Below are 18,445 nucleotides of genomic sequence, written 5' to 3' on the forward strand. Positions count from 1 at the left end.
AATGAAAAATTTGTTTAAACGTAATATTAAAACACAAATTTTAAAATCACAAGATATGTTAGTTAATAATTCAAATCCAGAAAAAATTATTGATAATCAAAATAAAAAAAAGTATAGATTTAAAAAATGGTTTAAACTTAAAAAAAATAATGTTTCTTTACAAGAGGTAGCAAAAAATAAATCGAAAATGAAACGAGTAAAAAAGAAAAAAGCATTGTTATGTTGAAAAAAAACAAACCAAAAAATAAGTTTTATTAAAAATAAAATCAAAGATAAATCAGTAAATTTTGGTTTTAAATCATGAGTTACGCTTGCTTATCCATATTTATTGGTGATGGTAATTTTAATTGTATTGCCATTATTAATTGTAATTTTATATTCAATTATTAAAGCAACTAATAATGCTTGAATATTTCGTTTTACATTTAGTAATTTTAATGATTTTTTTAAAGAAAATAGTTATGTTATGGTTTTATTACGTTCAATTGGTTATTCATTTGTTGCCACTTTAATTGCTGTTATTTTTGGTTATCCCATTGCTTATATTATGGCTTTTATGTCCACAAAAATTGCTTCAAAAAATATTTGGGTTTTAGTTACTTTACCAATTTGAATTAACATTTTATTACGTACAATTGGATTACAAATTATTTTTAGTATTTTAGGTCCTAATGTTTTATTAGGAACTCCAATTGGTATTATTTTAGCAATGGTTTATATGTTTATGCCTTTCGTTATTTTACCAATTTATAATTCTTTAGAAAAAACAGATCGCAATTTATTAGAAGCAAGTCAAGATTTAGGAGCTTCTAAGATGAAAACATTTTGAAAAGTTACCTTTCGTTTTTCAGTGCCTGGTATTGTTTCTGGTTTTACTTTAATGATGTTAAGTGCTATGACTTCACTAGTAGTAGTTAAATATATTGGTGAAGGAAAAACTATTTTAATTGCAAATATTATTGAATCATATTTTTATCGTGGTGCTAATTTTGCTTATGGTGCTGCTATTTCTGTTATTTTAGGTATTATTGTTTTAATTATTATTTTTACTTTAAAAGCGATTGGTAGTTGAGCTACTGGTAAAAAAATAGGAGGTATTAATTAATGAGATCTTTTTTTAAAAATAGTTATTTAGCTATTATCTTTTTATTATTTTATACTCCAATTTTAGTTTTAATGATATTCTCTTTTAATGGTGGCGATTCAGTTCGCAGTTGAAATTCTTGATCATTGCAACCTTATTACGATTTATTTCAACAAAGTGAACTTTGAGAATCGGTTAGTGTAACATTAATTGTTGCTTTTATTTCTACTTTTGTTGCTGTTATTATTGGTACGTTTGCTGCTTTGGGTTTAAGTAAAACAAAAAAAATAACACGTAATATTACTTTAGGGATTACTAATATTCCTTTAGTTAATGCTGATATTGTTACTGCTGTTTCTTTAATGTTATTATTTATGGCATTTGGTTTTAGTTTTGGTCTTGGAACATTAATTTTCGCTCATATTTCTTTTAATATTCCTTATGTTATTATTACTGTTTTACCAAAAATTAGATCAATAAATATGTCACAATTAGAAGCAAGTCAAGATTTAGGAGCGACCCCTTGATATACGCTACGTAAAATTGTATTACCAACAATTAAACCGGCAATAATTGCCGGTGCAGCTATTGCGTTTGCTATGAGTTTTGATGATTTTTTAATTTCTTATTTTACTGGCGGTAATACTTCTAACGTTTCAACTTTTATTTATTCTTTAAAACGAATTAAGCCTTATATTAATGCTTTTTCAACAATAATTATTTTATTAATTGCAGTACTTATTATTTCTTGAAATACTTATATTCTTTGCAAAAAACAAATTAAACAACGTAATGAAAAAATTGATAAAGGTATTTATCATGATAAAAAAATTATTAAAACTGAGAAGTTGTTAACTAAATATTATTTACAATTAAATGGTTTTAACTATAAAAAGGTTAAGAGTAAAGGTAGAAAGCTTAAATCATTATATAGTGATGGTAATTTTGAAATTGTAACTGAGCAAGATATTATTAAAATTCAAGATTATATTAAAAATCACCCGAAACTTATTAATCAAATTTCTAAACTTGAAGCAAAACTTGAGATGGAATCAATTTGAATTGAACATATAAAGAATAAGATTAAAAAAAAGAAAGAGTTAAAAGAAGAACGCTCAAAATTAAGAAGAGAGAAGTATCGTTTTTTACTATGACCGTGAAAATTAATTATGATTAGTATCATCTTATTATCAAGTTTTATTAGTTTGGGTGCTTTCTACATTTATACTAATGTTTATGATTTATCAATTGCTAATTGAGGCGAATATATGAATCCCAATATTTTAAAAGAATTTGAAAATAAATATCAAGTTAAAATAAAATATTCAACTTTTGATGATAATGAATCATTGTATGCTAAATTGTATACTACTAGTTATGATGTAATGGTTCCTAGTGATTATATGGTGGCTAAATTAGCAAGTGAAGATAGACTTTTTCCAATTGCATCAAAAAATTCTGCAGGTGATATTGAATATGATAGTAGAATTGATTTTAATCCCAAAGAAGATATAAATCATGATTTATATGAATTAATGAATAATTATCGAGTTGAAAATAGTGATGGAATTTTAAATAAATTTGGTTTAAATAGTTATAGTATTCCTTATTTTTGAGGTGATGTTGTATTAGTAATTAATACTACTAATACAAATAATCTTAGTGATCTTGGTATTAAAGCTGATGGTTCAAATGTTCAATGAAGTGTTTTAACAGATTCTGCAAAATTGGGTAAACGTATCGTTTTAAATGATGATATGCATAACTTATTTATGACTGTGCTTACTGATTTACACTATAAAAATAAATGAGGAGAAAATACTGGTTTAGGTCAATATAATCAAGTAGGAAATGAATTTTCTGATAATATTAATGCTCATAGTCCAATTGAAATTAAAGATGCAAGTGATTGGTTAGAACCAGTTATCAAAAATAAAAATACAAAATTATTAAAAGATGATATTGTTGATGAAATTAGTAATGAAAATAAGTGGGATGTAGCAATGATGTATAACGGTGATTTATTATCTGCAATTGCTGATGATCCTGCTTCTTATAATGGTAAGTACCTTGTTGTTAGACCATATATGGGGACTAATGTTTGAAATGATGATATGGTAATTAGTAAAGATTCTCCTCATAAAGATTTAGCTTTTAAATTTATTAATTATATAATGCAAAAACAAACACAAGTTGATTTAAGTAGTGAATTTGGTTATACCTCACCTTTACAAGCAGCTATGGATGAAGTTAGTACTAATTTTTCAGCAGAAATTTGAAAGCATGTATATATTCCAAAAAATGGTCAATTACCTGATCCATTAGATCCAAGTAAGCATCATGAAGGATATTTTAACGGTTTATATACTCGTAGTTTTGACCCACAAATGCAAACTGCTTATAATAGATTATTAGCACGTTAATAAAATAAATTGTAATATTAAGTTTAAAAAAATATAAAAAAATATTGTAACTTATAGTATAATTTAATACGAAAGGGGTTAATTCATTGTGGCACGTCGTAAAAAGTGAGAAAAAGAAGACAAAGAAAAAATATGAAACTATTCTATTCAAAAAATGGAGAAATATTTTAAAGGATTATCTGAATTTTGAACATTGAATGTGCAAGCTCCTTGTCCGTGATGTTGTTTGCCAATGATAAAAGGTGCTTATCAAGGTGAACAACCAACTTCAGCATTTGCTTGAAATATTGATCACATTGATGGTGATCCAAATAATAATAGTTTAGAAAATTTACAACCAATGCATGTTGAATGTAATATTAAAAAAAATTAATCATAAATTAAAAATTCAATGACTATTTAATTCAATCATTGAATTTTTAATTTAATTTTTATCTTAATTAAGAAAAATTATTTTGAAAATTATTTTACTATTAGTGTTCTTTTTAATTAAAAATATTCAATCTTTTTTTAAAAAGAATATTGTCTTTTTTTATAATAAGTGTAATATTATTTTTAAGGACAGAGTATTTCTTTCCTTATAATTTTAATAGGTGTATAGCAAAGTTTATATAATTATTAAAATTATTAATATTAAAATATAAAAACTAAATTTAATTGGTTTACTTTAAACCTTAGTTTTATTTTATTAAAACTAAGGTTTAAAGTATTTTAATATTTTTTCCTATTTTAATATTTTAGTTAAAAATAGCAAGTTAAAGCGTTAAGCTATATTTTTCACTTTAGATTATTTAAAAAATAATGCTAGGAAAGGATTGTTAAAATGAAATATAAAATAAATAGTAATAGCCCGAGTAAAGATATGGTTAATCAGGATAAACATAAAAAAATAAAAACAGGATCTAATTCAATATATACAATTAATGTTAAAAAAAATAAGAAGAAAAGAATCTTATTATTTTCGTTGTATTTATTAGCATTTGGTTCTACAACAGTTACTACAATATTACTCTTACATACTACTGCTGCTTTCAATAATTCTGAATTTAATCCTAATTCTAATAATAAATTATGAGATGATTATTATCAAAAACATCATCGTAACTCTAAACCTATTAGTTTAAATTCTACTATTGCTTATTTTAGTAAATCAACAAATATTGTTAATTTTAATGTTATTGAAAATGCTGCTGATAATGGTAATATTGATTTTACAAATGTTTTAAGTAGTATTGATAATAATTTACAAAAAACTGATCCTAAAATTGAAAGTGATATTGATAATGATAATTCAAATTTATTACCAATTAATTTTTTCTTAAATGCTAATTATAATCCAGCAGTTAAGTTTACTGTTGGTAAGGATAAAAAACCGATAACTAATACTTCTTTTATTTTGCCAAAGAACTTTAATGAGTCTAAAAGTTATGTTTTAAATTTAACAACTAATGATCAAGCATCAATTTTTGGTATTGAAAATACTAACATTAATATCGAAATTAGTATTAATATTATAAATCAAGTTGCAATTAATATTGCTAGTTTACCAGTTAACTTTCCTGATAAAATTATTAATATTACTAATCCTGAAAATGCTACTATTGATTCAATAAAAGATAAATGATTAATTCCAACAATTCAAGATCAATTTGCAACAACTTTAAGTAAAGCATTAAATGTACCCAAAAAAGAAATTAAACCTAGTTATTACAAAATTGAATTTCAAAATGGTTCAGAATCACAAAACTTTACTAAAAGTGTTCCTGTTCAATTTTCAATTACATCTTTAGATAATAATCCTTGAAACTTTACAGGAAAAAAAGATGATTGCACTATAAATGTTAAAAATTATATTGCTGATTTAAGTAGTATGAAAGAATTAACTAATGAAATTGAAGCACAATATAATAATGATAAAGATAATAAAAACTTTCAAATTACTTTAGATAATCAAAAAGATAAAAATGGTAACTATATTAATGCTGATGTTAGTTTATCAAAAGATAATCTTAAATTTATTAATGATCAAATTATTAAAGGTGTTCAAACAATTTGTCAAAATTATTTCCAAAAAAATTATTCAGATCTTAATATTGAAGATAGTGATTATACAATATCAACAAATTTAAAAGTTGGTGATAATATCTTTAATAATAAGTTAGGTAAAAATATTGAAATAAAAATAACTGCTAGTCCTAATGATCATAAATTAACAAAAAGTTTAGATAGCATTAAGGCAATTGTTCATGGTCATAATAAAAATAATATTACTGGTAATTATTCTTCACCAAAAGATTTTGCATTAAAAGGTATTTGATTAAAAGATGGTCAAGATGCAAATATTTTACAAGAAGGTCAACATTTTTATGAACAAGATAATTTATTAGGTAATTGAATTACTAATAAAGATAGTTTATTAAATACAATTAATAACAATTCTTATCGTCCAGTTGAGAATGCATTTACTGGACAGTTCACTATGAATTATTTATTAGATGGTGACACAAAACCAAGTGGTATGTCAGTTGATATTAGTAAAGATATTAAAGTTGGTAAGGTAAATAATTTCTGAGATTTAATTACTCAAACAAAAAGTATTTTTCTAGAAACCGATGTTGCAGTAACAACAAAATCGGGTTGAGAGTTAAATAATGTAAAACTAGTATTTACTGACAGCGAAACAAAACCAACTAAAGATAATACACTTTATACTCTTGATTTATCAGAAAGATTTGCTGGCAAAACTATTAGTGATCGTGCTACTTTAACATTCCCTGATTTTAATTTTAATTTTAATTACCAGTTAGTAAGTTAAAAAAAGGAAAAACTAATATGAAACAATTACTAATCATTTTAAGTACATTAACAACATTAACTTTAACAAGTGGTAGTATTATTAATACTATTGATGATACTAGTACTACCATTAATAAATTATTAGCAAATAAATCATCAATAAGTGATTCTGTAACTTCATTATTTAATAATCAATATGGTTATTTAAATGATAGTGATATAATAACTAATCAATCAATAACTGATCATAAGTTTTATAGTTATGACACATCAGCTTTAAAAAGTTATACTTTTGCTAATGCAAGAGATGTTTTTTTAGTAAATAATGAAGGAACTTTAATTTATAATCCTGATGTTATTATTCCTGCTGATCAAAAATTAAATATTGAAAATACGATGCAAGAAATGATTAGTCATAAAAAAATAACTACAGTTAAAGCAAATTACAATTCTTATAGTAATAGTCAGTATTCATCTACCGATTTTAGTGGTGATAATACTGATTGACAATATATTCAATTTGGTGGTGTTAATAAACATATTGATATTTCCCAACAAGCAGGTGCTGATAAAGTTGAACATAGCAATAGTTTAAGTGAAACATCAGGTTTATATTATATTGCAAAAGCAGTAATTGAAAATAAGATTAGTCAGTCAGTTGCTATTAATTTGGGAATATATTTTATAGCACAAAGTAGTTTAAAAGGAAAAATTAATAATGACTTAATTACTAAAATTATTGATTTAATTATTAATAATAAATATGTTTATAATTTTATGTTAAATATGCCATTTTCAAATGATGATACGAGTTATGCCATTAGTTATATTTTTGATCATAATAATAATATTATTGAGTTAAATTATAATCATTATAGTTACGAAAAAAGTAATACAAGTAATTTTGAAACTCATGTTAGTCCTGGTCCTTTTGCTTCAGTTGATTATACAGGTGATATTTATATTAATTATCAAGATTTATATTATTTAATTAATAATCAAAATAATTGAGATGTAATTTATAAGTATTTTACTAATGGAAACTTATTTGATTATAGTAATATGGAGCATGAAATTGGTGATAATTGAACTTTTAAAAATTTTTGAAATTCTATATTTAAAGATAATTTAACAAAATTTTTAAATAATGTGGGTGTTAATGGAATAATAATTCATATTGACTGTTATGGTACAGATATATGACATCCTTCATTAGTTGATAAATTTTATATTAAAAGTATTTCTCAATGAAATTAAATACTTACATACTAAATTTACTTTTTAAAATGAGCATTTTATTAATCTTCTTAAATAAAATTAATAAAGTGTTATATTTAGTATAGATTAGCCAGATATTTTTTATAAAATAATTTTTAGTAAACTTAAAACGAAAGGAGAATGTAACATGAAACAATTACTAATGACATTAAGTACATTAACAACATTAACTTTAACAAGTAATAGTATTATTAATACTATTGATGTTGCTAACACTACTGTTAATAAACTATTAACAAATAAATTATCAATAAGTGATTCTGTAACTTCATTATTTAATAATCAATATGGTTATTTAAGTAGTAGTGATTGAATTACTAATCAAATAGATAATAACTATTATAGTTATGATACTAGTCATGCTAATTATTTATTAAGTGATGGTAAGACATCAGCACGAACATTATTTACTGTTGATAATAAAGGTGAATTAGTTTATAAAAAGGATGCTGTAATACCACCAAAAGATAAAGTCGAAGTTGATGCTACTAAACAAGAAATGATTACTCATAAAAAAAATACCACAGTTAAAGATAAAGGGTGATTGTCAAAAATCCGGAATAAATTAAATCTATATAGTCTTATTATATTTCAGACAAGAAATAATTTGGATTTTTATGAAATTGTACATTCATCTTACTATTTTTTAAAAGATATTTCAACTAAAATACTTATATTAAATTTTATTAAATGCTAAACTTATTAAATAAACTTAGAGAGGATTTAAAAATGAAAATTAAAGCACTTAAAAAATTACAGTTAATAACTGTATTAATATTTATTTTAACTATTTTAATTATTATTGCAGGATTATTATTACTAGGTTTATTTCATGGAAAAGAAGTAGTAACTATTAAAAGTAATCATTTAGTTAAAAATACAGAAGCTTTAATATATGAATATAATGGTTTTACTTTATGAAGTAAATACAGTTGATATTATATATTAACTAATAACAATATTTGCCTTAATAATTTTGGAAGTTATTATATTATTCATAATTCTTATAATTATTCTTTATTATGGTTAAAAATTGCAGTTATTTTTTCTACAATTGTAGTTCCAATTTTTATTTCTATAATTTTGTCATTAACATTCTTAATTATTGGTTTAAAAAGAAAAATAAAAAATAATAATTTTTGAGATGCTATTGCAAATTGTGAAATAATAAGTAATTATTACATTCATTAATTATATTTCTAAATTTATCTTATTACATTTAAAAATAACCATTTTAATATAAATTAAAATATTATATGTTCTATTACCAAGCATTTCTTTTAAAACATGTCAAATATTAGTTTCAGTATAACAACCTTTATTTCATTTTTTACCTTGATTTTCAATACCTTGTTTATTATTTTTAAAATATTTTTTCTTTAATTTTTTATGATTATCTAATTGATTATATCAATAATCAATTAATTCATCATATTTACCATTATTAATTAAATTTTTACAGTGATTATATTCTTTTAAATATTTTCCTTTATTTCCAGCCATTATTCCAAGATATAATGTTCTAATTAAATGGAATTTATCTAAAAAAAACTGTGTACCTAAATAATCAGCAACTTCTTTAATTCATCCTACACTATCACCACAAATAATAATTTTTGCTTGTTCAATGTTTTCATAAAATTTTTGACAATGTTCTTTAACAAAATCAGCAGTTTTTTTAACTCCAATTTTTGTTTTTGTTGGTCTAATAATTGCTTTTACTCTTTTATTTTGTACTTTGTGATTAATATTATCTGTATATGTTACTATTAATCGCATAGAGTGTTTTGTACCTTTACGTTTAAAATTTCAAAACTTTCGATGTCCATCATCAATTGCTACAAAAATAGGTTGATTTTTTTCTAATTTTACTTTTATTGGATTTGCTTCAATTATTTCTAAATTTTTAAAAACTCTATGAACAGTACTAACACTAATACCTGCTTTTTTACAAATAGCACAAATATCATGATATCTTTTTCCATCAGCAAAATATTCAATAATAGTTTGTTCAACATCTTCACCAATTCTTTTATATTTAGGTAATTCTAGTCATTCATCAACTAAACAAACACGAACTCATTTTTGTAATTTTTCATCAAAATATTCATAAATTCTTCTTTTATAAGTTACTAATCCATACATTATTTTTCTTGTTCGATATTGATAATCAACAATTTTATATTTATTTTTATCTCTTGTATTTTTTATTCTTCAATCTCATTTTTCTCATTTTTTTCTTATATGTTCTAAAACTAATTTATCAATTTTTGCACTTTGTTCTCTAAAATTTCATTTATAATTAAAATTCACATTTACTTCTCCTAACTATTTTAAAAAAATCTAAATTTATTGTAAATAATTTAAAAAAATAATTTACTGCATATATTATATAAATATATAAGTGTAATTTTAACTAAAATAAAAAATTATTTAAAAAACCACTTTCATATTTAAAATATAATAAATAATTTCAATATAATTAATAGTATAGGTATCATAAAATAAACGACTTTAATTTAGGCGTTATTTTGCATTTAAAAGCATACTTGTAAAAATAATCAAAAATAGTAAAATTAAAACGTAAAATCAAGGAAAAAAGGAGTAATTTAATGAATCCAGAATATTTAAAAATTATTAAAGTTGAGTTTATGCATGGTGTAGAAGAACCTTGATGCAATAACCAAGGAGTTGCTATTTTACCTTATGTTATTAAAAACAATGAATATTATTATTTACTAGTTAAAGAAAATAATCCATTATTTAAAGATAAAGAAATTAGTGAATATGGTACTATCACTGGAGGTCTTGAAAATCTTGACCATTATCAAACAGTAATTAATGAAATGTTAGAAGAAACTGGAATTGATGTTAAAAATGATAAATCAAAAATTTATTATTTAGGTAAACATTATGCAAATAAATCAAGTACAAAAATATTCTATTTTTTTTCTATAGATTTAACAATGTTGAATTTGGATTTAACAAAAACATACAAAGGTAATGGTGATGGAACAGAAGCAGAAAAAGACATCATTGCAAAATTTATAAGTTATGAAAAAATTTGCAAATCTAATGATTCTTTATGTTTAGCAATTTTAGGTAAATGAACTTCTAGAAAAAAAACAATAAAAGAAAAAGCAAAACAACTATTTAATTTTAAAAATGACATATTATCTCATAAGTTTTTAACTGGAATTCATATTAATGAAATTGACGAAGAAAACCCAGAATTAATAAAGGATTTTTTACCTATAGAAAATCGACAAGAATTTTTGAAACTTGAAGAAGATTTAGACAATAGTATATTTGATAAACTGCAAAGATTAAGTGATGAAATGTTAATTTCACATTCATCAAATTTACATGAAGATTTGAAATTACAAGCTCATAAATTTTACCATAAAAATAAAAATATTTTTCAAGAATCTGAAGAAATAAATAAATTAGGTGATGAATATTATTCAGTTCCAGAAATTTATGAAATAAATTCAACTGCACCTCATTTATAAAAAAGGAGTAATTTATTATGAAAACATGAATAAAAACAAATTTAAGTAAAATAACATTAACATTAGCACTAACTGGTGCAATAAGTGGAGTAACTAGTTTAATAATTGGTTCACTAGCACAAAATAAAACTAATGGTTATCAATCATTTTTAGGACATGATTATACAGTCTACTGGGGGGGCTGGAACAACAATATGAGAAAGAAAAACTAATGATAAACGTATAATAGATTTATATTTTGATAAAGATAAACGCATTAATACAGATTTAAAATGAGATGATCAATATCCAAAAGGATATTTTAATTGATAACTAAATTTCCAAATTAATATATGAAATATTCTCGTTATATTTATCAAATAAATTAATATTGTTTAAATCAATTTCTTGTTTATCGGTTATTAAAATTAAATCATAATTACCAGCACCAAATATACCACTAATTTCAATCCGATTTAAATTATTAATCGGATTTTCAATTAATAATTCAAAATCACTATTTGGAATGGCAACCCTTTTTAGGACTATTTTTTGGTAGACATTTGTTTTTGATAACTAACTGAAGTTAGGTAGTTTAGAGTACTGTGAATTCTTATGTTGTTATATCAATTGATGTAATCAAATAATTCTAATTTTAATTGGATTAATGATGTAAAATTTTTATCATTAATAAATTCAATTTTGAAAGTTTTAAAAGTTGCTTCAGCAACAGCATTGTCATAAGGACATCCTTTTTTGCTTAAAGATCGAGTTATGTTGAAAGCTAATAAAAGTTTATCAATAGTTTTATTATTGAATTCATTACCGCGATCAGTATGAAATATTTCAATATCTTTTAAACAGTGATTTGATTGCATAAATGCTTGATATACTAATGATGCATCTTTTTTAACAACACTATGTCCAATAATTTCGCGGTTAAATAGGTCGATTAATAGGCAAATATAGTTTCATTTACCATTAACTTGAACATAAGTTAAATCACTAACAATAACTTCATTTTTAATTCTATTATTAAAGTTTCTATTAACAAGATTGGTTATTTGACTATCATTGACTTTATTATGATAATTTTTGAATGATAATTTAGTGTATTTTGATATTAAATTATGCTTATTCATAATTTCTTTAATTTTTCTGCGTGATAAATAAATTTCTTGGTTTGCTAGTATGACTTTTAATCTTCTAGTACCATAAACTTCTTTATTTTCTTTAAAAGCACTAATAACAGCTTGTTCATAAATATTATTTTGAATTTTATTTTTTTTCTTTAAATTAAAATAATATGTTGATTTAGAGAGTTTTAAAAAATGACACATTGTGCGAATTTTATATTTAGATTTATTATTTGCAATAATCTCTACTTTCTGCCTATTATTAGTGCTGCTTGCTTTAAAATATCAATTTCCATTCGTAACTGTTTTAATTCTTTATTTGCTTGAATTAATTGTTTTTCTAAATCTGAAAGATTATCTTTAGTTTTAAAACTACCTGAATTAGTAAATTGCTTAATTCAATTGTAAGTAGCTGCTCTTGTAACATTGTATTCTTTAACAAGGCAAGATACTGATTTGCCACTTTGATATAAAGCTACTATTTGTTTTTTAAATTCATCTGAATATGAGTTAATAGTGACCATAATTATAATTCCTTTCTTTTAACTAATTTGTTCACTTGTCTATGTAATTAGTGTCCAATAAAGTGTAACCCATCCATTTAAAATTTTACAATTACAAAAAAAGACAAGATTATTTCTTGTCTTTTCCTTAATAACTTTGAGAATAATTTTTATTTTTTAAATGTATATTTTTTAAAATACGTCGAATATAAATTTAAATTTAAGGGTTAAAGAGAGTAATTTTGTCTAATTTTTCATTATTTTGCAAATAATTCATTTTTGGAAATAAGTTACTAATATGATAATTAATTATTTCGTAACTTTGACAACCGCCCAATTTTTTTTCATCAGTTACTCTTTGATCTTGTAATAATGGCATAGTTTCCCTTGAAATTAATGGTGAATTTGGTGTTTCATTATTTTTTATCTCTAATAACAAATTTTTAATTTCAATATTTTTAGCATTTATTATTTCTTTTATTTCTTTATTTTTATTAATACATCCAAAACTAAAAATTTTAATAATAAAATTTAAAATTGGATTTATCTTTTTTTTCTCTAGCTTGACAATATCACTTTTTAATTTTGTTATTTTTTCTTGTTTTAATGATAATTTATCTTCTAAATGTCTTTCTTCTTGTTTTATTTTATATTCTTCTTCAGTTATGAATATAATAAATGAAGTTCCTAGACGTGAATTTATTTCATTTATTTTTTCTAATATTTGTTTTTGTTTATTAGGTGGATGACTATCAAATTCCAATTTTGATAAACAAATTTGTTTTATATCACGTGCAAATAAGATTCTAGAATAAACATGAGCCTCTATATAATTTCCTTCACTTTTACCATAATTACTATGAGGAACAAAATTTTTTCCATTAGCTTTATTAATTAAACTTTCTAAACAATTATATCCAAATAAATCATTTTGACAATATCTTATCAATCTTGGGAAGTGTAAAAAAGTAGATATTTTATCTTTTAATTTCCCACGAGTGAACGTAGGTGGTGAATACGTATCATAAGGACTATATGTACAATTATGTTTTACATAATCTTTTAGTATAATAAAAGATTTTCCATACATAGGAGCTCCACCCATAGGATTTTCCAAAAAATCTAATGCCGCATAGCAAGGTCTACTTGTTCACTGAAAATTAGCACTTCTTTTTGTTTGATCACCAGTAGGGGTTGAAAAACGTCCAAATTTTTCATATTTACTATTATCAAATAATTGATTTAGATAAAATGCAACTTCCTCTACACTTGCTCGACCTACATTATAGTTAGAAATTTCATTTGGTTTTTCCTTATAAGCAAAACAATTTAAAACCTCTGGTCATTTATTATTAATATCGTATATTTTTGAAAAATCAAAATTAATTGTTAACCTTGATGATTGTAATATTTTAGTAATCTTTTCTAATAAATCTTTTGCATTTTCTTGACTCATCTTGCATTTTTTAGATAATATTTTTAAAGCAGATTCATAATCTTCTTGTTGAGAGGATTCGCATAGTTCATAAATTTGATGTAAAATTTCACTTCTAAACAATTGACCATAAATCTCTTTTTTTAATCTTTCTTCATCTTTTGAATTATTTGATGAAGTTGAAGGCAAACCACCATTAATATGTGATAAATCAGATTGTTTGTTATATGCCATAATATTTATCTCCTCTATACTTAAGATGGACATTTGAAATCTATTTTATTGGTCTAAACAATAGAGTATTTCCAATACACCTATTGTATTTTTTATGTTTTTTATTTATTAAATATAATAAAAACTCATTTATTTTTTAAATTAAAATAATGAGTTAAAAAACCAATATTTAGTTTACACTTAGTCATTTTATTAAATTTTAGAAAAAATACAAGTTATTAATTAAAAAAATATATTTTTTTCAAAATTATTATCACTACTATTTTCCTATATTTCATCAATAAGAAATTATAAAAGATTCTGCAATTACTATAATAATGTTATATATGATTGTAAAAAATTATTGACGTTGAACATATATTATTGTATATCATAATATTTATATAAATTAATACATATAAGTATTAAGTTTAATATATAATTTTATTAATTTCTTTTTCTGTAATAAACTTATCAATCTTCCCTTGCGCTAAGATTGGGCTACCACCACCCTTACCATTATATGTTTTTAATATTTTTTGTAAAATATTATTACTTTGATACTGTTTATTATTATGCAATTCTTTACTTGAAGCAACTAATACTAAATATTCTTGATTATTAATTTTATTAATAAAAATAATAATAATATTTTGATATTGATTACGATAATGTTCAATTATTTCTCTTAATGTTTTAATATCTAAATTTTCAAAATTTGCAATTAATAATTTATAATTATTTTCATTTTTTGGAACTAAAGTTAAATATTTTTTCACTATCTTCTGACGATTTAATTCTTCAAAATTAATTTGTCATTTTTTAAATAAACCATGTAATTCTAGTAATAACATTTTTCCTTTTCTTCAATCAGCAGCTACCACTTTTAAATTATTAATAGTATCATATATTTTTTCAATTTCTTCTTCTTGCATACAATTATCTTTATTTTTTTGATATTGAATAAATAAACTATTGCTTTGTTCTTTAATCATCATTATTTGTTGTGTTAAGTATTCATTAATAGTTTTTAATGATGTTAAAGCATGAATTCGATAAGAACCAGATCCTTTTGACTCAACATTAGTTATTAATAATTGTTCTACTTCTTGTGAATTATAACAATGAGTACCCCCACAAAGTTCAATTGAAAAATTACCAAACTTAATTACTCGAACTTTTTCTTCATATTTTTCACCAAAAAAAGCTAAAGCTCCAATTTTGATTGCTTCTTCATATGTACAATAAATAATTTCACAAGGATATTTACCTTTAATTCATTTACTTACTTGTTGTTCTATACTTATAATTTGTTCTAAAGTTAACATTTGATAATGACTAAAATCTAATCGTAAATATTGATAATTATTAAAACTTCCAGATTGCATAACATGTAAACCTAATAATTTTCTTAAAGCAGCATGTAATAAATGAGTTCCTGAATGATTTTTTCTTGTATAAAAACGATGTGAACTATTAATTTGTGCTTCAACAATTTCTGTTTGTGTTAATTCACCTTTTACTTCCACTTGATGAATATGCTGTTTTTGTGGTCCTTGTTGTACATCAATAACAGAGGCCGTTCCATTTTCTCCTGTGATAATGCCATCATCAGATGCTTGTCCCCCCTTTTCTGCATAAAAAGGTGTTTCATTTAAAATTAAATAACCTTTTTCATTTTTTAAAAATTTTACCTCATGCTCTGATTTAAACATAAAAACAATATTTGTATTTATTTGTTCTTTATCATAACCAACAAAGGTTGAAGGAACTTTTAAATTAGTTAGTAATGAAGATTGAATTGTTAATGCTTGATGATTAATTCTTACTTTTCTTGTATTATCTTTACTGTTATCCAATAACTTTTGAAAACCTTTTAAATCAACAGTAGCATTTTCTTCATTTGCAATCTCTAATGTTAATTCAATAGGATAACCATAGGTATCAAATAATTTAAAAGCCGCAGTTGCATCTACTTTTTTATTATCACTAATAACTTGTAATAATAATTGTTTTCCTGTTATTAATGTTGTTCAAAATTTTAATTCTTCGCTTTTAATAATATTAGTTACTAAATCGACTTTTTCATGTAATTCTTGATAATGTTGACCCATAACTTTTATAATAATTGAAACTAACTTAAACAAAAATGGTTCATTAATATTAAGTTTTTGTCCATATACAACAGCTCTTCTAATCAATCTTCGTAATACATAACCACGATCTTTATTACTAGGAAAAACACCATCACTAATTGCAAAAACTAAGCAACGAATATGATCAGCAATAATTTTAAATGCAGTATTAATAGTTTTTTGCTTAATCTCTTGTGTAAAATAATTATTAATATCATAACGAAAATTTGTCAATTTTTCACATTCATGAATAATATTTTGAAATAAATCAGTATCAAAGTTAGTTGGCACATCTTGTAAAATTGCTACTAGTCTTTCTAATCCTGCACCAGTATCAATATTTTTTCTTGGTAAATCAGTATAATTATTTTTGCCATCATTATTAAATTGTGAAAAAACAATATTTCAAATTTCAATATAACGATCATTTTCAATATCATCTTTTAATAATTTAATACCAATATTTTTAGGATCATATTTAATACCACGATCATAATAAATTTCAGTATTAGGACCACAAGGACCTTGACCCATATCTCAAAAGTTAGTAGATCTTGTACCTTTAATAATACGTTCTTTTGGTAATTTAATAATATTTAATCATAAATTATATGTTTCTTCATCTTCATTAAAAACTGTTACATATAATAAATTAGCATCTAAATTTAATCATTTTTTACTAGTTAAAAATTCTCATCCTCAAATAATAGCTTCTTTTTTAAAATAATCACCAATTGAAAAATTACCTAACATTTCAAAAAAAGTTTGATGTCTTGCTGTAATACCAATATTTTCAATATCATTAGTTCTAATTGCTTTTTGTGAATTTGCTAATCTTTTAGCAATTGGGGTTTGTCGTCCATCAAAATATGGTTTTAATGTAGCAACTCCAGAATTAATCCACAATAATGAAGGATCATCATTTGGAACAAGTGATGCACTTTCTAAAATGTGATGATCATAACTTTTAAAAAAATTTAATCAAGTTGTTCTAACTTTATCTGTTGTTCATTTTATTAACATAATAATTTCTCCTCAAAATAATAAAAATTCCTATCAAAATAGGAACGTTTTTTAACGCGGTACCATCCTAATTCACTTACAAAGTAAATGCGCTTAATTAATGATTAAAATTGTTAAATTAGGAGCTTCTAATTAATAATGGTTAAGTGCTTACACTATTCACTCTCGCTGAAAACTAATTATTATTAATTATACTTATCTAATTTAGATTAATATAAATATTAATTTCAATTTTAATATTAACCATAAATATTAGTTATTACAAGCAAAAAGATAAAATTATGAAATATTTTTATAAATTAAAAAGAAAAAAATATTAATTATTAACTTTATATAATAAAAATTACAAGAAAGATTTTTTCTATTTAATTAAAAATATAATTTAACTGGTATTTTTTTTATTGTATATTCATTTTTTCAGATATAAACTTTAGTTAAGATTTGCTTAGAATAACTTTTAAAAAATAAAAATTTATCATTAAATTATATAAAATTAATTCATTTAATTCAATATTACTTACTATTTAATATAGTAACTAATTTAATATATTAATGCATTTTTTATATTTTTAAATCTATAATTTTAAATAAAAAAATATTTTAAGTAAATCTTAAATATAAAAAATAAAAATGATAATTAATTGAAGTTTTACAATCAAATCTAGCATTAAAAATGGAATGGCAACCCTTTTTAGGACTATTTTTTGGTAGACATTTGTTTTTGATAACTAATTGGAGTTAGGTAGTTTAGAGTGCTGTGAATTCTTATTTGATTGTATAGTAGTTAAAGTACGACAAGATAAACGGATTATTAACAAATCAGTTTATATAGCATTAGGAGTTGATTTAGAAGGCAAAAAAGATGTTTTAGGATTATGAATTAGTGAAAATGAAGGTTCTAAGTTTTGATATCTAGGAAATGTTTAGT

General features: G+C 22.7%; 14 protein-coding genes and 1 pseudogene. 10 read left to right on the forward strand and 5 right to left on the reverse strand.

Translation table 4 applies throughout. The features are described from left to right. Position 1: 1 nt before the first annotated feature. From potB to AACK94_RS03085, 7 genes are all read left to right on the forward strand, one after another. Complete coding sequence (gene potB / locus AACK94_RS03055; RefSeq protein WP_174481536.1) at positions 2-1,105, forward strand: spermidine/putrescine ABC transporter permease; 1,104 nt, start codon at positions 2-4, stop codon at positions 1,103-1,105. Next, positions 1,105-3,507: an extracellular solute-binding protein gene (locus tag AACK94_RS03060; protein ID WP_338976172.1), complete on the forward strand. Its 2,403-nt coding sequence runs from the start codon at positions 1,105-1,107 to the stop codon at positions 3,505-3,507. The genes potB and AACK94_RS03060 overlap by 1 nt, the downstream gene beginning before the upstream one ends. Positions 3,508-3,595: 88 nt before the next feature. After that, a complete protein-coding gene (locus tag AACK94_RS03065) occupies positions 3,596-3,880 on the forward strand; it encodes an HNH endonuclease signature motif containing protein (protein ID WP_252319983.1) in 285 nt (94 codons plus the stop codon). Positions 3,881-4,330: 450 nt separating this feature from the next. After that, positions 4,331-6,322: a hypothetical protein gene (locus AACK94_RS03070; protein ID WP_338976173.1), complete on the forward strand. Its 1,992-nt coding sequence runs from the start codon at positions 4,331-4,333 to the stop codon at positions 6,320-6,322. Positions 6,323-6,339: 17 nt separating this feature from the next. Next, positions 6,340-7,560, forward strand: a complete 1,221-nt coding sequence (locus AACK94_RS03075; RefSeq protein WP_338976174.1) for a hypothetical protein — start codon at positions 6,340-6,342, stop codon at positions 7,558-7,560. Between the two features lie 148 nt (positions 7,561-7,708). Then, positions 7,709-8,278 carry a hypothetical protein gene (locus tag AACK94_RS03080; protein ID WP_338976175.1) on the forward strand — a complete coding sequence of 190 codons (570 nt, stop codon included), beginning with the start codon at positions 7,709-7,711 and terminating at the stop codon, positions 8,276-8,278. Positions 8,279-8,310: 32 nt separating this feature from the next. After that, on the forward strand, positions 8,311-8,772 hold the full coding sequence (locus AACK94_RS03085; RefSeq protein ID WP_338976176.1) for a hypothetical protein: 462 nt from the start codon (positions 8,311-8,313) through the stop codon (positions 8,770-8,772). On the opposite strand, the gene AACK94_RS03090 is transcribed toward AACK94_RS03085, so the two are convergent. Then, positions 8,773-9,894 (reverse strand): Mbov_0401 family ICE element transposase-like protein, encoded by a 1,122-nt coding sequence (locus AACK94_RS03090; RefSeq protein ID WP_338976177.1) that lies wholly within the window; start codon positions 9,892-9,894, stop codon positions 8,773-8,775. A gap of 299 nt (positions 9,895-10,193) precedes the next feature. Between AACK94_RS03090 and AACK94_RS03095 the strand changes: the two genes are divergently transcribed. Continuing rightward, complete coding sequence (locus tag AACK94_RS03095) at positions 10,194-11,093, forward strand: NUDIX hydrolase (protein ID WP_338976178.1); 900 nt, start codon at positions 10,194-10,196, stop codon at positions 11,091-11,093. 17 nt (positions 11,094-11,110) lie between these two features. After that, positions 11,111-11,305, forward strand: a complete 195-nt coding sequence (locus AACK94_RS03100) for a hypothetical protein (RefSeq protein WP_338976179.1) — start codon at positions 11,111-11,113, stop codon at positions 11,303-11,305. Between the two features lie 312 nt (positions 11,306-11,617). Here AACK94_RS03100 and AACK94_RS03105 read toward each other — a convergent pair. From AACK94_RS03105 to AACK94_RS07450, 4 genes are all read right to left on the reverse strand, one after another. Then, positions 11,618-12,732 (reverse strand): IS3 family transposase gene (locus AACK94_RS03105; RefSeq protein ID WP_338976180.1). Its coding sequence is split into 2 segments (ribosomal slippage): positions 11,618-12,462 and positions 12,462-12,732, totalling 1,116 coding nucleotides; the frame shifts between segments, so codons are not numbered across the junction. A gap of 199 nt (positions 12,733-12,931) precedes the next feature. Continuing rightward, a complete protein-coding gene (locus AACK94_RS03110; RefSeq protein WP_338976181.1) occupies positions 12,932-14,380 on the reverse strand; it encodes a DUF3626 domain-containing protein in 1,449 nt (482 codons plus the stop codon). 410 nt (positions 14,381-14,790) lie between these two features. Next, positions 14,791-17,517, reverse strand: coding sequence for an alanine--tRNA ligase (alaS, locus tag AACK94_RS03115; RefSeq protein WP_338976182.1), 2,727 nt, complete (start codon positions 17,515-17,517; stop codon positions 14,791-14,793). Positions 17,518-18,214: 697 nt separating this feature from the next. Further along, positions 18,215-18,286: a hypothetical protein gene (locus AACK94_RS07450; RefSeq protein ID WP_422397404.1), complete on the reverse strand. Its 72-nt coding sequence runs from the start codon at positions 18,284-18,286 to the stop codon at positions 18,215-18,217. Positions 18,287-18,288: 2 nt separating this feature from the next. On the opposite strand from AACK94_RS07450, the pseudogene AACK94_RS03120 reads away from it, so the two are divergent. Then, positions 18,289-18,426 (forward strand): annotated as a pseudogene (locus tag AACK94_RS03120) (transposase); the annotation flags it as partial. Positions 18,427-18,445 lie beyond the last annotated feature (19 nt).

It is taken from the genome of Spiroplasma endosymbiont of Monopis laevigella, assembly GCF_964019975.1.
Classification (GTDB): Bacteria; Bacillota_I; Bacilli_A; order Mycoplasmatales; family VBWQ01; genus Spiroplasma_E; species Spiroplasma_E ixodetis_A.